The 15,861-nt window shown below is 67.2% G+C and carries 10 protein-coding genes; 5 read left to right on the top strand and 5 right to left on the bottom strand.

The annotated features are described in order from the left end of the window. Nucleotides 1–37: 37 nt before the first annotated feature. From CT3_RS11735 to CT3_RS11725, 3 genes are read left to right on the top strand one after another with little or no spacing between them, the layout of a single operon-like run. Nucleotides 38–1,291: an efflux RND transporter periplasmic adaptor subunit gene (locus tag CT3_RS11735; RefSeq protein ID WP_066533329.1), complete on the top strand. Its 1,254-nt coding sequence runs from the start codon at nucleotides 38–40 to the stop codon at nucleotides 1,289–1,291. An 18-nt stretch (nucleotides 1,292–1,309) separates the two neighbouring features. Beyond that, a complete protein-coding gene (locus tag CT3_RS11730) occupies nucleotides 1,310–4,477 on the top strand; it encodes an efflux RND transporter permease subunit (RefSeq protein ID WP_066532625.1) in 3,168 nt (1,055 codons plus the stop codon). Beyond that, the gene (locus tag CT3_RS11725; protein WP_066532623.1) at nucleotides 4,474–5,946 is read left to right on the top strand and encodes an efflux transporter outer membrane subunit; all 1,473 of its coding nucleotides are present in this window, start codon (nucleotides 4,474–4,476) and stop codon (nucleotides 5,944–5,946) included. Before CT3_RS11730 ends, CT3_RS11725 begins: the two co-directional genes overlap by 4 nt. Nucleotides 5,947–6,113: 167 nt before the next feature. Here CT3_RS11725 and CT3_RS11720 read toward each other — a convergent pair whose 3' ends face one another. Beyond that, nucleotides 6,114–6,845, bottom strand: coding sequence for a TetR/AcrR family transcriptional regulator (locus CT3_RS11720; protein WP_083520199.1), 732 nt, complete (start codon nucleotides 6,843–6,845; stop codon nucleotides 6,114–6,116). Nucleotides 6,846–7,089: 244 nt separating this feature from the next. Here CT3_RS11720 and CT3_RS11715 point away from each other — a divergent pair, with 244 nt between their 5' ends. Continuing rightward, the gene (locus CT3_RS11715) at nucleotides 7,090–9,531 is read left to right on the top strand and encodes a membrane-bound PQQ-dependent dehydrogenase, glucose/quinate/shikimate family (RefSeq protein WP_083520198.1); all 2,442 of its coding nucleotides are present in this window, start codon (nucleotides 7,090–7,092) and stop codon (nucleotides 9,529–9,531) included. A 327-nt stretch (nucleotides 9,532–9,858) separates the two neighbouring features. Here CT3_RS11715 and CT3_RS11710 read toward each other — a convergent pair whose 3' ends face one another. The 3 genes from CT3_RS11710 to CT3_RS11700 all read right to left on the bottom strand — a co-directional run bounded on the left by CT3_RS11710 (nucleotide 9,859) and on the right by CT3_RS11700 (nucleotide 12,061). Continuing rightward, on the bottom strand, nucleotides 9,859–10,236 hold the full coding sequence (locus tag CT3_RS11710; RefSeq protein WP_127446219.1) for a hypothetical protein: 378 nt from the start codon (nucleotides 10,234–10,236) through the stop codon (nucleotides 9,859–9,861). 254 nt (nucleotides 10,237–10,490) lie between these two features. Next, nucleotides 10,491–11,594 carry a DUF72 domain-containing protein gene (locus tag CT3_RS11705; protein WP_066532616.1) on the bottom strand — a complete coding sequence of 368 codons (1,104 nt, stop codon included), beginning with the start codon at nucleotides 11,592–11,594 and terminating at the stop codon, nucleotides 10,491–10,493. A gap of 38 nt (nucleotides 11,595–11,632) precedes the next feature. Next, complete coding sequence (locus CT3_RS11700; protein WP_066532613.1) at nucleotides 11,633–12,061, bottom strand: hypothetical protein; 429 nt, start codon at nucleotides 12,059–12,061, stop codon at nucleotides 11,633–11,635. 146 nt (nucleotides 12,062–12,207) lie between these two features. Here CT3_RS11700 and CT3_RS11695 point away from each other — a divergent pair, with 146 nt between their 5' ends. Continuing rightward, nucleotides 12,208–14,586: a Tex family protein gene (locus CT3_RS11695; protein ID WP_066532607.1), complete on the top strand. Its 2,379-nt coding sequence runs from the start codon at nucleotides 12,208–12,210 to the stop codon at nucleotides 14,584–14,586. Between the two features lie 89 nt (nucleotides 14,587–14,675). Here the strand turns inward: CT3_RS11695 and CT3_RS11690 are convergent, their stop codons facing one another. After that, nucleotides 14,676–15,857, bottom strand: a complete 1,182-nt coding sequence (locus CT3_RS11690) for a tetratricopeptide repeat protein (RefSeq protein ID WP_127446218.1) — start codon at nucleotides 15,855–15,857, stop codon at nucleotides 14,676–14,678. Nucleotides 15,858–15,861 lie beyond the last annotated feature (4 nt).

Below are 15,861 nucleotides of genomic sequence, written 5' to 3'. Positions count from 1 at the left end.
TGCACGCCTGCACCAAGCGCAGGCGTCTGCCTCCCGTGTGCCCCATTCTGATTCACACGGTCCGCAACGTGCAGCGTATGGGGGGTGGTGGTGCGCAGTGGGCGCGGCGCTGCTGCTGGCGGCCTGCTCCAAAGGCGGCGAGCCGGCAGCGCCTGTGGGCAAGCAGGCGGTGCAGGTGGGCGTGGTGACCCTGCAGCCGCAGAGCCAGCAGCTGGACGCCAGCCTGCCGGGCCGCACCCGGGCCTTTCTGACGGCGGAAGTGCGCCCTCAGGTCTCGGGCATCATCCAGAAGCGCCTGTTCACCGAAGGGGCGGTGGTCAAGCAGGGCCAGCCGCTGTACCAGATCGATGCGGCGTCGCTGCAGGCCACCGAGCGCAGTGCCGCGGCGGCCGTGGCCAAGGCCGAAGCCAGCCAGCGCACGCTGGCCGCCACCGCGCGCCGCAATGCGGAGCTGGTGAAGATCGACGCCATCAGCCAGCAGGCCTATGAGGAAAGCCAGGCCGCTGCGCTCCAGGCCCAGTCCGATGTGGCCGTGGCCAAGGCCAGCCTGGAGACGGCGCGCATCAACCTGAAATACAGCCGCATCGAGGCGCCCATCAGCGGGCGTATTGCGCTGTCTGCCGTGACCCCGGGTGCGCTGGTGACGGCCAACCAGACCACGGCGCTGACCACCATCGTGCAGATGGACCCCATGTATGTGGACTTCACCCAGTCCAGTGCGGATGTGGTGCAGCTCAAGCGGGAGCTGGAAGCCGGCCGCTTTGCCAAGGTGGAGGGCGACAAGATTGCCGTGCGCATCAAGCTGGACGACGGCAGCGACTACGCCCACCAGGGCAAGCTGGCGTTTGCCGGCGTGATCGTCAACGACACCACGGGCACGCTGACCTTGCGCGCCGTGGTGCCCAATCCCGAAGGCCTGCTGATGCCCGGCATGTATGTGCAGGCGCTGCTGCCCACGGCGCTGGCGCCGGATGCGCTGCTGGTGCCCCAGCAGTCGGTGACGCGCGACCTGACCGGCCGCCCCAGCGTGCTGGTGGCCAAGGAAGGCGATGTGCTGGAGAAACGCGATGTGGAACTGGACCGTGCCGTGGGCAGCCAGTGGCTGCTGCAAAGCGGGCTGAAGGCCGGCGAGCGCGTGGTGGTGGACGGGTTCCAGCGCGTCAAGGCCGGTGACAAGGTCAAGCCCGTGGAAGTGGACATGCAGGCCAAGGCGGCCCGCAAGAGCACGCGCGGCGAGCCCCCGGTACAAGCTGCCGCAGACGCGCCAGCGGCCCAGCCTGCCAGCAAGTAAGACGGCGAGGCAGCGCACATGGCTCAGTTCTTCATCAACCGGCCCATCTTTGCATGGGTCATTGCCATCATCATCATGCTGGGCGGGGCCTTGTCGATCAAGACCCTGCCGCTGGAGCAGTACCCCGACATCGCGCCGCCGCGTGTGACCATCGGCGCGCAGTACACCGGTGCCTCGGCCGAGACCGTGGAAAACTCGGTCACGCAGATCATCGAGCAGCAGATCAAGGGCATCGACAACATGCTCTACATGAGCTCGACGAGCAATGCGTCGGGACAGGCCCGCATCACCCTGACCTTTGCGCCCGGCACCAATGTGGACGTGGCCCAGGTGCAGGTGCAGAACAAGATCCAGGGGGCGATCAACCGCCTGCCGGATGCGGTGAAGACCCGCGGGGTGTTCATCAACAAGGGCGGCCAGGACTTTCTGGTGACCTACAGCTTCTACTCGCCGGATGAAGCCATCAGCGCGGTGGACATCGGCGACTACATCAACAGCAATCTGGTGGACATCATCGGCCGCATCGAAGGGGTGGGCGACATCAGCGTGTTCGGGACCAACTATGCGCTGCGCATCTGGATGGACCCAGCCAAGATGGAGAAGTATGCGCTGATGCCCTCGGACCTGGTCACGGCGCTGAACGCGCAGAACGCCCAGGTTTCGGCCGGCCAGATCGGTGCGCTGCCGGCGGTGCAGAACCAGCAGCTCAATGCCACCATCACGGCACGCACCAAGCTCAAGACGCCGGAAGAGTTCGAGGCGATCGTGATCAAGTCGTCCACCGACGGCTCGGTGGTCACGATGAAGGACGTGGCGCGCGTGGAGCTGGGGGCCGACAACCTGTCCATCCAGACCAAGCTCAACGGCATGCCCGGCGCGGGCATGGGCATCATCCTGGCCGACGGCGCCAACGCCATGGCGGTGTCGGATGCGGTGGCCGCCAAGCTGGCCGAGCTCAAGCCCTTTTTCCCGAACCGGATCGAGTACTTCGTCAGCTCGGACTCCACCCCGTTCGTGCGCGCCTCGATCAACGAGGTGATGCACGCCCTGGGTGAAGCCATGGTGCTGGTGGTGATCGTGATGTTCATCTTCCTGCAGAACTTCCGCGCCACGCTGATCCCCGCGATTGCCGTGCCGGTGGTGCTGCTGGGCACCTTTGGCGTGCTGTCGATTGCGGGCTACTCCATCAACACCCTGACCATGTTCGCCATGGTGCTGGCCATCGGCCTGCTGGTGGACGATGCGATTGTGGTGGTGGAGAACGTGGAGCGGGTCATGCACGAGACCGGGCTTTCACCGAAGGAAGCCACGCGCCTGTCCATGAAGGAGATCACCTCCGCCCTGGTGGGCATCGGGGTGACGCTGTCGGCGGTGTTCGTGCCCATGGCCTTCTTCGGCGGCTCCACCGGCGTGATCTACCGCCAGTTCTCGATCACCATCGTGGCGGCCATGGGCCTGTCGGTGTTCGTGGCGCTGACCCTGACGCCGGCGCTGTGCGCGACCTTGCTCAAGGCGCCGGACCGCTCGCATGGCGACTCCCATGAGCGTCCCATCCGGGCGGGTCTGCTGGGTATCAACGACCGGTTCTTCCGCTGGTTCAACCACCATTTCGATGCCACTGCCAACCGCTACCAGCGCACGGTGGCCTTCAGCCTGGGGCGCTCCAAGCGCATGATGCTGATCTTCCTGGCGGTGCTGCTGGGCGTGTGGCTGCTGATGGCCAAGCTGCCCACCTCGTTCCTGCCCGATGAAGACCAGGGCTTTGTCTACGTCAACGTGAACCTGCCGGCCGGGGCGTCCGACGCCCGCCTGCAGGAGGTGCTGGACGAGGTGCGCAACTACCTGGCCGCCCAGCCCGATGTGATCAGTTTCAACCAGGTCTCGGGCCTCAATGGCGACCAGAGCTCGGCGCGCGGCTTCATCCGCCTCAAGCCCTGGAGCGCGCGCCCCTTGCCGTCGCAGTCGGCCGCGGCGATTGCCAACAAGGCCACGCAGGACCTGTCGCGCATCCGGGATGCCCGTGTGCAGGTCATTCTGCCGCCGGCCGTGCGCGGTCTGGGCTCCAGCTCGGGCTACAACTTCATGCTCAAGGACGTGAATGCGGTGGGCCACGCGGCCTTGCTGGCGGCGCGCGACCAGGTGCTCAGCGAGATGCGGGCCAGTCCGCTGCTGACGGCGGTGCGCACCACCAACCTGGAAGACGCCACCGAGCTGCGCGTGGACGTGGACGACCGCAAGGCAGCAGCGCTGGGCCTGTCCTACAGCGATGTCAACAGCGTGCTGTCCAGCGCCATGGGCGGCACCTATGTGAACGACTTCCTGAACAACGGCCGCGTCAAGCGTGTCTACATCATGGGCGATGCCCCGCACCGCATGCTGCCGCAGGACATTGCCAAGTGGACCGTGCGCAACAAGAACGGCGAGATGGTGCCGTTCGGGGCCTTCTCCAGCACCTACTGGGCCTATGGTTCGCCCCAGCTGCTGCGCTACAACGGCAGCCCCGCCTACGAGTTCGAAGGGCGTGCGGCGCACGGTATCAGCTCGGGCACGGCCATGGAAACGGTGGAAGCCATTTTGCAGAAGCTGCCTGCCGGCATCACCTACGAGTGGACGGGCGCTTCCCTGCAGGAGCGCCAGTCGGGTGCGCAGGCGCCCATGCTGTATGCCATCTCCATCCTGTTCGTGTTCCTGTGCCTGGCCGCGCTGTACGAGAGCTGGACGGTGCCGCTGTCGGTGATGCTGGCCGTGCCGCTGGGCGTGATCGGCGCGCTGGCGGCGACCTATACGCGGGGCCTGACCAATGACGTGTACTTCCAGGTGGGCCTGCTGACCACGGTGGGGCTGGCGGCGAAGAACGCCATCCTGATCGTGGAGTTCGCGGTGCAGCTGCAGGAACAGGGCAAGAAACTGTTCGATGCCACGGTGGAAGCCGTGCGCCTGCGCCTGCGCCCCATTCTGATGACGTCGCTGGCCTTCGGTTTCGGTGTGATCCCGCTGGCCATCGGCACCGGGGCCGGTGCGGGCGGCCGCAATGCCATCGGCACGGCGGTGCTGGGCGGCATGGTGGCATCCACGGTGCTGGGCATCTTCCTGGTGCCGGTGTTCTTCCTGCTGGTCCGCAGCTGGTTCAAGAGCCGCTCGCGCCAAGACGCCACACCGGCCGTGAACGAGGAGAGCGCAGCATGAAGCGCCTGATGATGAAGACTTCGACCGTGGCGGCTGCTGCGGCACTGACCGCGCTGCTGGCCGGCTGCAACCTGGCCCCGCGCTACCAGACGCCGCAGGGCGCCGTGCCCGACACCGTGACGGCCAGGGCTACCCCGGTGGTGGCCAGCGAGGCAGCGCTGCAACAGGCCCAGGCCCTGCAATGGCTGCAGTCGGCCCCCTTGCGGGATGTGGTGGCGCTGGCGCTGACACACAACCGCGACCTGCGCGTGGCGATCGAGAACATCGAGAAAGCCCGTGCCCAGTACGGCATCACCCGGGCCGATCTGCTGCCCAGCGTGACCGCCCAGGCCCAGGGCAACCGTGCGCGCACGGCGGCCGACCTGAGCAGCACCGGCGCGAGCACCACGACCACGCAGTACACCGCACAGCTGGGTTTTGCCAGCTACGAGGTGGACCTGTGGGGCCGCATCCGCAACCTGAACGACGCAGCCCTGCAGCAATTTCTGCAGAGCCAGGACAACCAGCGCAATGTGCAGCTGGGCCTGGTGGCCGATGTGGCCACGGCCTGGCTGACCCTGGCGGCCGACCAGGCCCGTCTGCAGCTGGCGCAGGACACGCTGGCCAGCCGCGAGAAAGCCTTTGCGCTGACCCAGCGCATGCACCAGATCGGCTCGACCTCGGGCCTGGTGCTGGCGCAGAACCAGACCACGGTGGACACCGCACGGGGTGATGTGGCCAGCTACACCGCCCAGGTCGACCGCGACCGCAATGCACTGCAACTGCTGGTGGGCGGCCCGGTGCCGCAGAACCTGCTGCCATCGGCCCAGACACTGGCCGGTGGTACGGACAGCGCGGCCTTGCTGCCGGTGCCCACGCCGCTGCCGTCCAGCGTGCTGCTGCAGCGCCCGGACATCCAGGCGGCGGAACACAATCTGCGCGCCATGAACGCCAACATCGGTGCGGCGCGCGCGGCGCTGTTCCCCACCATCAGCCTGACGGCCAGCGTGGGCACGGGTAGCCGCGAGCTGGATGCGCTGTTCGGCAGCGGCAACCGCACCTGGAGCTTTGTGCCGCTGGTGAAGCTGCCGATCTTCGACGGGGGCCGCAACCGCGCCAATATCGAGGTGGCCGAGAGCAACCAGCGCATTGCCGTCAGCCAGTACGAGAAGGCCGTGCAGACGGCCTTCAAGGAAACCGCTGATGTGCTGGCCGACCGGGCCCAGTGGGGCAACCGCCTGCAGGCCCAGACCAGCATGGTGGCCAACACGCAAAAGGCGTTCGATCTGTCGGATGCGCGCTTCAAGGCGGGCGTGGACAACTACCTGACGGTGCTGGATGCGCAGCGCAGCCTGTACACCGCGCAGCAGACACTGATCGGGCTGCGCCTGTCGGAGCAGCTCAACCGCGTGACCTTGTGGAAGGTGCTGGGCGGCGAGCAGCCGGGGGCTGCGGCCACGGGCGTGGCACCCACCGGCGCAGCGTCCTGACGCGCAGCGCCACCCCGGGTCCGTTCAGGGCCAGGGTGGGTCTTGGACACTGATGACAGCGCCTGCGGGCGCTGTTTTCTTTGGGGCCGCCGCACAGCCAGGCGGTTGCTGTGCATGCGGCGCATGCCGTGTACGCGCTGCGTACGCCGTACCGGCGGGGCAGGGCTTCAGCCGCCGCTTGCCGCCTTGCGGCGCCCGGAAGGACTGCGCTGCGGGGCGCTGCCAAACAGCAGGCCCACCTGCAGACGGAACAGCAGGCCGGCGTCCAGCGGCATCTGCGGGTGCAGCACGGTGTTGTTCATCATGGCCAGCCACAGCGGGCCCAGCAGCAGCTCGGGGTAGTCCAGCAGGGCCGGTTCCTTGAGCTCGCCGCGCGACTGGGCCAGCTCGGCCAGGCCGCGGATGCGGGCCACCAGCGGCTCATGGGCGGTACGCCGGTACATCTGCGCCAGCTGGGGAAATTCCAGCCCTTCGGCAATCACCAGGCGTGCGGTGGCGGAGCGGCCGCTGCTGTCGATCACGTCCATGGCCGGGGCTACGGCGCGCAGCAAGAAGGCGCCCACGCTCTCGTTGTCCTGCATGGGGCTGGACTGCAGCGCCAGCGTGGCCGAGGCGATGTGGCGCTGCATCACGGCTTCGAACAGCGCTTCCTTGGTGTCGAAATAGCGAAACAGCGTGACCTTGGACAGGCCGGCGCGGCGGGCCACCGATGCGGTGGTGCCCCGGGCGTAGCCATGTTCCAGAAATTCGGCAAACGCCGCATCAATGATGGACAGGCGTGTGGCTTCGGTCTTTTGCGGGCTGGGGCCGCGCGGGGTGCGGCGGCGGGTCCCACCGGCATCGCCGGTGGGGGTGGCACAGGTGCGGGACTGTGCGGCGGCAGGAGGGCGCGCGGTCATCGGAGCGTGGGGGCTTATACCCGTTTTAGACATGCGTGGGTAAAGAGGCAAATGTTCTTGGTCGCGCATGATGGCATAAGTGTCAAAATTTAACCTTTCGGTATCTTTTTAATAAAATCGCCCAAGTCTTGTCTCTTATCGAAGACTGCCCGGCAAAAACTGGCAGGGCAAGCGCCATCACCCGCCGGCCTGCAGCCGCTGCAGCGGCGGGCAGGGCAGAACATCCACACTCAAAAGTTCAGCAATGACAAAGCAACAACAAGGCCAGGCGAGGGCAGGCGGGGCCACGGCCCAGCGCCCGGCCCGCATCTATCCGGCCCTTCTTTTTCTTCTGGGGCTGGTCCTCGCCATCGGCGGCGGCCAGCTCGCGGGCCTGGGCGGCTCGTGGTATTACCTGGTCACCGGCGTGGCGCTGCTGGCCAGCAGCGTGCTGGTCTGGCGCGGCAACGCGCTGGGCGGCTGGCTGTATGCGCTGATGCTGGCCTGGACGCTGGTGTGGTCGCTGGCCGAAGTCGGTCTGGACTTCTGGACCCTGCTGCCGCGACTGGCTCTGCTGTTCGTGCTGGGCCTGTGGCTGCTGACGCCGCTGTACCGCCGTACCGTGGTGTGTGGCCCCATCTCCGCCCAGGGTGGCAAGGCCGCTGCCGGCGCGCTGGCCGTGGCCATGGCTGCCTTGGTGGTGGTGGGCCTGGCCCAGGGCGATAAGCATGAAACCAAGGCCGCACAGGCGCTGCCCGAGATCCAGCAGACCGTGGTGGGCGATGCGCCACAGGACGAGTGGCATTACTACGGCAACAACCAGGGCGGCCAGCGCTTTTCGCCGCTGGAGCAGCTGACGCCGGACAACGTCCAGGGCCTGGAAGTGGCCTGGACCTACCGCACCGGCGACTATCCGCCCAGCGAAGGCCCGAACCGCCGTTTTGAAGCCACGCCGCTGAAGATCGGCGACAGCCTGTACTTCTGCACGCCGCGCAACGACATCGTGGCGCTGAACGCCGAAACCGGTGAGGAGCGCTGGCGCTTCAACGCCCAGGTCAATCTGCGCGGTGTGACCGGCTCGGCCGCCTGCCGCGGTGTGGCCTACACCAAGCTGCCCGAACCGCAGCCCGGCGGCGTGTGCCAGGAACGGATCTACGGCCCGACCGTGGATGCGCGCCTGCTGGCCGTGGATGCCAAGACCGGTCAGCCTTGCGCCGACTTCGGCGTGAACGGCCAGGTCGATCTGAAAAAGGGCATGGGCGAGATCATTCCCGGCTATTACTACGTCAGCTCCATGCCCCAGGTGGTGCGTGGCAAGGTGGTGATGGGCGGCTGGGTGTCGGATGGCCAGATGACGGGCGAGCCTTCGGGCGTGATCCGCGCGTTCGACGCCACCACCGGCGCCTTCGCCTGGGCCTTCGACATGGGCAAGCCGGACTTCCACGGCGAACCGGCCGCCGGCGAGCACTACACCCGCGGCACCCCCAATTCCTGGGGCCCGATCAGTGCGGACGACCAGCTCGGCATGGTCTACATCCCCACCGGCAACGCCACGCCCGACTACTACGCGGGCCACCGCACCGAGCTGGACAACAAGTTCAGCGGCTCGGTGCTGGGCATCAATGCCGACAACGGCAAGCTGGTGTGGAACTTCCAGACCACGCACTACGACGTGTGGGACTACGACGTGGCGTCCCAGCCCAGCCTGCTGGATCTGAAGATCCGGGGCGAGACCGTGCCCGTGCTGGTGCAGCCCACCAAACGCGGCCAGAACTTTGTGCTGGACCGCCGCACCGGCAAGCCCGTGTTCGACGTGCAGGAGTTGCCGGCGCCGCAGGGCGGTGTGGAAGACCCGGCCCGCCTGTCCAAGACCCAGCCGCATTCCACCGGCATGCCCACGTTTGCCGGCCTGGATGCCGAGGAAACCTATGGCGTGGGCGAGAAGGACATGTGGGGCATGACCATGCTGGACCAGCTGTGGTGCCGCATCCAGTTCAAGAAGGCGCGCTGGGAAGGTCCGATGACCCCGGCCGGCACCGATACCGTGTTCTTCTTCCCCGGCTCGCTGGGTGGATCGAACTGGGGCAGCGTGTCGTTTGACCCGGAACGCCAGATCATGGTGGGCAACTGGAACCGCGTGCCCATGCTGCTCAAGCTGATCGACCGGGAGGAGGCCAACCGGCGCGGCCTGAAGGCGGCCGACGGTTCGCCCGGCACCTCGGTGGGTGGCGCCGTGCCCCAGGAAGGCGTGCCGTATGCCGCTGACCTGAAGCCTTTCCTCTCGCCCATGGGTGCGCCGTGCATTGCACCGCCGTTCGCCTTGGTGACGGCCGTGGACCTGAACACCCAGAAGGTGATCTGGGAGCGCCGCAGCGGCACGGCGGAAGATTCCGGCGTGGCCGGTATCCGCACCCGCCTGCCCATCCCCATGGGGGTGCCGGGCCTGGGTGGCTCCATCACCACCAAGGGCGGTCTGGTGTTTGTGGCGGCGTCCGGCGAACAGTCGCTGCGCGCCATGGACCTGAAGACCGGCGATGTGCTGTGGAAAGGCCGTCTGCCTGCCGGTGGCAACGCCACGCCCATGACCTATGTGTCCAGGGACAGCGGCCGCCAGTTTGTGGTGATCGCCGCCGGCGGCCACAACCTGATGCAGACCCAGCCGGGCGACTACCTGGTGGGCTACGCCCTGCCCAAGGCCAAGCCCTGAACCTGCAGGCCGCCGTCCCTGGTGGATGGCGGCCGTTCCCTGGCGCACAGCGCGGGTGCCAGGCGCAGGCCGCGTGCCTGCCTGGGCGCTTGTATCTGCTTTGCCCCTGCCGTCCACCCCGAAGGTCTTTCGCGGTGGGCGGTTTGCTGTGTGCTCCCGCTTTCATCAGCCGTATTCCATGCAGGAGTCTCTCGGACGCGTCGGGCCATGGCGAGCCCCTCGCGTGCGCGCCAGCGCGGGAGGACCGGGAGGAGGCAGGGGCAGGGACCGCCAAAGAAAAGCCCGCTTGGTGCGGGCTTGCTTGCGATCTGCGATCTATCGCAGCTGTCAACTGCGGCAGTAGTCCTTGGCCGCTTCGTCCACGACGCACAGCAATTGGTTGGCATTGGCCAGAATGAGCCCGGACTCTGCACCCGAAAACGCCCCGAACGAGTAGTTGCCAAATGAAATGCGCAATTCAGGGAGTCTGACGGTGAACTGGCCTTCGATGCACTCCGCCTTCTCAAAATGAAGCGTGACCGAAATCAGCGGCAGGTTCGGGTAACTGAACTTGAGAAGGAACGATGCGTAGTCGTGGTTGGATCCAGGGTCGGCCGTGATGACGGCATCACTGTATTTGAATGCGCTGGAGCCATCGAGGTTGACGGCAAGTGCTTTCTGGAGATGACCCAAAAGCCCCTTCAAGGTTTTGACGTGGTGTTCCATGTGGGCAATCCGCTGGTGGGTGATGACACATCCTATGGCCAATTGCCTTCAGGCTCTACCGCAGGGCAAGTCTGTTGCAAAAAAGCGGCCCACCGAGGGAGACCGGCCTGCCTCACAAAGCTGGTTCTGACGCCGGCTGCGTGGCGGGCCACACCCGCAGTGTCGCCGTAGGTAGTGCGGCACAGGCGATGGAGCAGGTGACGGAGCAGGCGTGGGTGCTGCTTCTGGTACTGCTTCTGGTGCTGCCTGTGGCGCTATGGCGACTGAGAGGGCTGAGACGGCTGTGGCTGCCCGGCCACCAGGGCCTGGGCCAGCAGCGCGATGGAGCGCGGGGCGCAGCCTTCGGCATCGTTGCTGATGGTGACGAACGCGGGCTGGCCTGCGCCGGTGATGCCGGCGATGGTCGTGGCCAGCACGCTGCGGGTGTGCAGGTCTTCGGAGCGGATTTCGTTGAAGGGGTCGTGCTTTTTCTGTGCGTCCTGGTAGCCGTAGGCGCCGAAGCAGCGGTTCAGGCTCCAGCGGCAGACCAGGGGGCCGGGCCACAGTGCGCGCAGCAGGGGCAGCTGTGCTTCGATCGGCGGCATCTTGCCGTGCAGGCCCAGGCAGTAGGTGCAGCCCTGGGCCTTCAGCACGCGGGCCAGCTCCGGGGTCAGCAGCTCGGGGTCGCGCACTTCCACGGCCACAATCACCTGCGGGTGGGCGGCCAGGGCCAGGCGCACCGCGGCCAGCATCTGTGCCAGCCGCTCCAGCAGCGCGCCGCTGCGGCGCAGCCAGTCCCAGGGCAGGGGGCTGAGCTGGAACACCAGCACGCCCAGCTTTTCGCCCAGGCCGTCCAGCGCGGGCTGGACGAACTGCTGCACGGCCAGCTCCGGCGCCAGAAACACCGGGTTGGGGGACTGGCCCTTGCCGTCTTCGCTGCGCACCTGGGCATCGGTCACCACATTGGGACACTTGACCAGAAAGCGGAAGTCCGGCGGCACCTGCACGGCCATCTGGGCGTACTGCTCGGTGGTCAGGGGACGCCAGAAACTGCGGTCTACGCTGACGGTGCGCAGCAGCGGATGCTGGCCATAGGCGGTGAGGCCTTTCTTGGACAGGGTGCTGGCGTCGTACACGCCGTCCCACACCAGGCCGTCCCAGCCGGGGTAGGACCAGGTGGACACACCCATGCGCAGGCCCGCAGGCAGCTGCGCCGCCAGGGCGCGCCAGCTTTCCCCGTCCGGGGCGGGCAGCACGCCGCGCGCGGCCTTGCGGGGGGCAGCAGGCGCCGCAGGCATGGAGGCAGCCGGCGAGGGGGCTGCCGCGGGGAGAGAAGGGGGCGGTGGCGCGGGCGGGGCGCCAAACAAATCGTCTTGCATGCCGTCTGGTGAAAATGGCCTGTGGACTGTAGCGGGATTCACAAGCCCGCAAACAGACTGCCCTCATCCAGCAGAGCATGGGCGATCTCGGGGCGGTGCTCCATGCAGCGGCGCACGGCTTCGGGCAGGGCCTTGCGGGTTTTGCGGCACAGGCCGGGCATGGGTGCGAGCTCGATCTCCAGTCCGCGCAGGCCTTGCGTGCCCTGGCGGCCGGGGGCGATGTGCAGCTGCAGGCCCAGCTGGTCGACCATGCGCTGCTGCAGCTGGCGCAGCTCGGCCAGGGTCTGGGCCTGTTCCAGCCGCTCGGCCAGTTTGGCCTCTTCTTCGCGTGTCAGCAGCAGGATGCGGTGGTCGCCCTGGCCGGATTCCAGCAGCGCTGCATGCCCGCAGATGCAGGCCCCGGGCGGGCAGGGCACGCGCAGGGGGAACAGCTGCAGGGTCTGGAAGGGCGGCCGGAGGGCGGGCATGGCTGCATTCTAGAAAGGCGCGGCAGGCCGTCGATCCGTATTTGCATTCGGTCACAGCCTGGGCGGCACGGGGACGGCGGTGGGCCCGGATGCTTGTGGCACACTCGTTTGTTTCCCAATTACAGCGCCATGGGGCGCCCGATTGCATGCAAAAGATCATTGGCCAGATTGCCCAGGAACTGAATGTCAAGCCGCAGCAGGTGAGCGCGGCGGTGGAACTGCTCGACGGCGGCGCCACGGTTCCGTTTGTGGCGCGTTACCGCAAGGAGGTCACGGGCGGCCTGGACGATACCCAGCTGCGCACGCTGGACGAGCGCCTGACCTATCTGCGCGAGCTGGAAGACCGCCGCGAGACCGTGCTCAAGGCCATCGACGAGCAGGGCAAGCTGACCGATGTGCTGCGTCTGGCCATTGCCCAGGCGCCGACCAAGCAGGAACTGGAAGACATTTACCTGCCTTTCAAGCAAAAGCGCCGCACCAAGGGCCAGATTGCCAAGGAATTCGGCATCGAGCCACTGGCCGACAAGCTGTTTGCCGACCCCACGCTGGACCCGCACAAGGAGGCCGAGGCCTTCTGCCAGCCGGCGACCACGCTGGACGATGGCAAGCCGGGACCTGATTTCTCGACCACCTTCGCGGTGCTGGATGGCGTGCGCGACATCCTGTCCGAGCGCTGGGCCGAAGACCCGTCCCTGGTGCAGAAGCTGCGCGAATGGCTGTGGGCGGAAGGTCTGCTGCGCTCCAAGAAGGTGGAGGGCAAGAACGAGGACGACCCCGAGGTCGCCAAGTTCCGCGACTATTTCGACTACGACGAGCCCATTGGCCGCGTGCCCTCGCACCGTGCGCTGGCCGTGTTCCGGGGCCGGGCACTGGAAGTGCTGGAAGCCAAGCTGGTGCAGCCGCTGGAGCCGGAACCCGGCCAGCCCAGCCTGGCCGAAGGCCGGATTGCCCTGCACCTGGGCTGGAGCCATGCCAAGCGCGCGTCCGACGACCTGCTGCGCAAGTGCGTGGCCTGGACCTGGCGCGTCAAGCTGAGCCTGTCGACCGAGCGCGACCTGTTCAGCCGCCTGCGTGAAGACGCGGAAAAAGTGGCCATCAAGGTGTTTGGCGACAACCTGCGCGATCTGCTGCTGGCCGCCCCGGCGGGCCAGCGCACCGTGATCGGCCTGGACCCGGGCATCCGCACCGGGGTCAAGGTGGCGGTGGTGGACAGCACCGGCAAGCTGGTGGACACCACTACCATCTACCCGCACGAGCCGCGCCGCGACTGGGACGGTTCGCTGGCGGTGCTGGCGCGCCTGGTGGAAAAGCATGGCGTGAACCTGATTGCCATCGGCAACGGCACGGCCAGCCGTGAAACCGACAAGCTGGCGGCCGATCTGATCAAGATCGCCGCCAAGGCCGACAAGGCCATCGAGAAGGTGGTGGTCAGCGAAGCCGGTGCCTCGGTGTATTCGGCCAGCGAGTTTGCGGCGCTGGAGATGCCCGATGTGGACGTGAGCCTGCGCGGCGCGGCCTCGATTGCGCGCCGCCTGCAGGATCCGCTGGCCGAGCTGGTGAAGATCGACCCCAAGAGCATCGGTGTGGGCCAGTACCAGCACGATGTGAACCAGAGCGAGTTGGCCCGCCAGCTGGACGCCGTGGTCGAAGACTGCGTGAACTCCGTGGGCGTGGACCTGAACACCGCGTCGGCCCCGCTGCTCAGCCGCGTCTCGGGCCTGTCGGGCGCGGTCGCCAAGTCGGTGGTGCGCTGGCGCGATGCCAATGGCTCGTTCCAGAACCGCAAGCAGTTGATGGAGGTGGCCGGCCTGGGCGCCAAGACCTTCGAGCAGGCGGCCGGTTTCCTGCGCATCCGCGGTGGCGACAATCCGCTGGACATCACCGGCGTGCACCCCGAGACCTATGCCGTGGTGGAGCAGATCATTGTGGCCACAGGCAAGCCGGTGGACCAGATCATGGGCCGCGCCGATGTGCTCAAGGGCCTCAAGCCCGAGCAGTTCGCCAGCGAGAAGTTCGGTGCCGTGACCATCAAGGACATTCTGGGTGAGCTGGAAAAGCCCGGCCGCGATCCGCGCCCCGACTTTGTGGTGGCCCGCTTCAACGACGGGGTGGAGGACATCAAGGACCTGAAGGAAGGCATGACGCTGGAAGGCACGGTGAGCAACGTGGCCCAGTTCGGCGCCTTTGTGGACCTGGGCGTGCACCAGGACGGACTGGTCCATGTGAGCCAGATGAGCCACAAGTTCGTGGAGGATGCGCGCGAGGTCGTCAAGACCGGCCAGATCGTCAAGGTCAAGGTGCTGGACGTGGACGTGGCCCGCAAGCGCATCAGCCTGAGCATGAAGCTGGACGCCGCACCGGCACGCCGCGACGGCCCCCGCGATAACCGCTTTGAAAGTGCCGGCCGCGGCAACAGCCATGGTGGCAACCGGGGCGGCTATGCCCAGCCCCAGCGCGGCAACCAGCCGGAGCAGCAGAACGCCATGGCATCGGCCTTTGCCAAGCTGCAGGGCCTGAAGAAATAAAGCCCTGCTCTCTGAAAGAAAAAGCGGCCCACTGGGCCGCTTTTTTCATGGTCTGACAGTCCGCGGCTGCCGGGGTGCACGCGGCGTGTTCAGTTGCGCCACCTGGGGGCGATGTAATCCCACAGCGGGGTAGGGTCGCGGGTCAGGCTGGTGGGGGCGGTCGGTGCCGTCAGCGGGATGGCGCCATCCTGGGTGACATCCATGTAGGCGAGCTGCTGCATCCACCCGATATCGATACCGCCGGCGGGCGTGGGGCGGGAATAGATCAGGGCCAGCATGCGCTTGGCCGGCTCGCTGCCCATGTCGGAGGCGCGCTTGTACAGCCGGATCGCTTCGGTGTAGTTGGCGGGCACGCCTTCGCCGCGGTGGTAGACCCGGGCCTGCTTGAAGGTCTGCCAGGCACCACCGGCCTGGCCGGCGTTGCCGGACGGGCGTGATTTGAAGGTGCCTTTCTGGTCGCTGAGCACGTTCAGATTGTGTTTGGCCGCTTGCGAGCTTTTGGCGGCGCTGCGGAACTGTTCCATGGCTTCATTGGTCTTGCCCTGGGCGGCAAGTTCCATGCCCAGTTCCACCCGGGCATTGGGATCGCCGGCTTCCGCCGCCTGGCGCAGCAGCTGCTGTTTGCGTCCGGCCGTGTTGATGCCTTCACGCCGGGCAGTGGACGGCACGGCCTCATCCAGCGGCGCCACATCGTCGAGCAGCAGCCATTCCAAATAGGCGGCGCGGCCCGGGGCGGTTTTGCGCAGTGCCTGGATCCATTGCCGTGCGGCCTCGGGCTCGGGGCGCTGGCCGCAGCCATCGATGGCACACCAGGCCAGGCCGGCGGCTGCCAGGGGGTGGCCCAGTGCCTGGGCGCGCTCAAAGCTTTGCTGGGCCTGTACCGGTTGCAGGGGCGTGTGCAGGCCGTGCAGTTGCAGCAGCCCCCATTGCCAGGCGGCTTCGCGTTGGGCGCGGATGCTGGCCTCGGTGCGCTCGCCCTTGGGCAGCGGTGCCGTGGCCTGTGCCTGCAGCTGCTGGATGGCAGTGGACTTGCCGAGCTGGTCGGCCTCCAGCTGGACGGCGGGGCGGCGGCCGCGCAGTTGGTCCGCATCGATGCGGGGCGGTGTCTGCGCTTCCTGGAAGGTGATGGTGGGGCTGGGGCTTTGTCGGGGCTGTGCGAAGGCAGGGCTGCACAGCAGGGCGAGCCCCAGCCCGAGCGGCACGCAGAGCCTGGAGGTGTTCCAGGCCCCGCCGCCGACAGTCTGTCCATGGGCGGTGGGTACAAGGCGCATGGCG

It is taken from the genome of Comamonas terrigena NBRC 13299, assembly GCF_006740045.1.
Taxonomy (GTDB): domain Bacteria; phylum Pseudomonadota; class Gammaproteobacteria; order Burkholderiales; family Burkholderiaceae_C; genus Comamonas; species Comamonas terrigena.
Note: the sequence above shows the minus strand (reverse complement) of the source record. Positions and strands in the feature narration are given on the sequence as shown.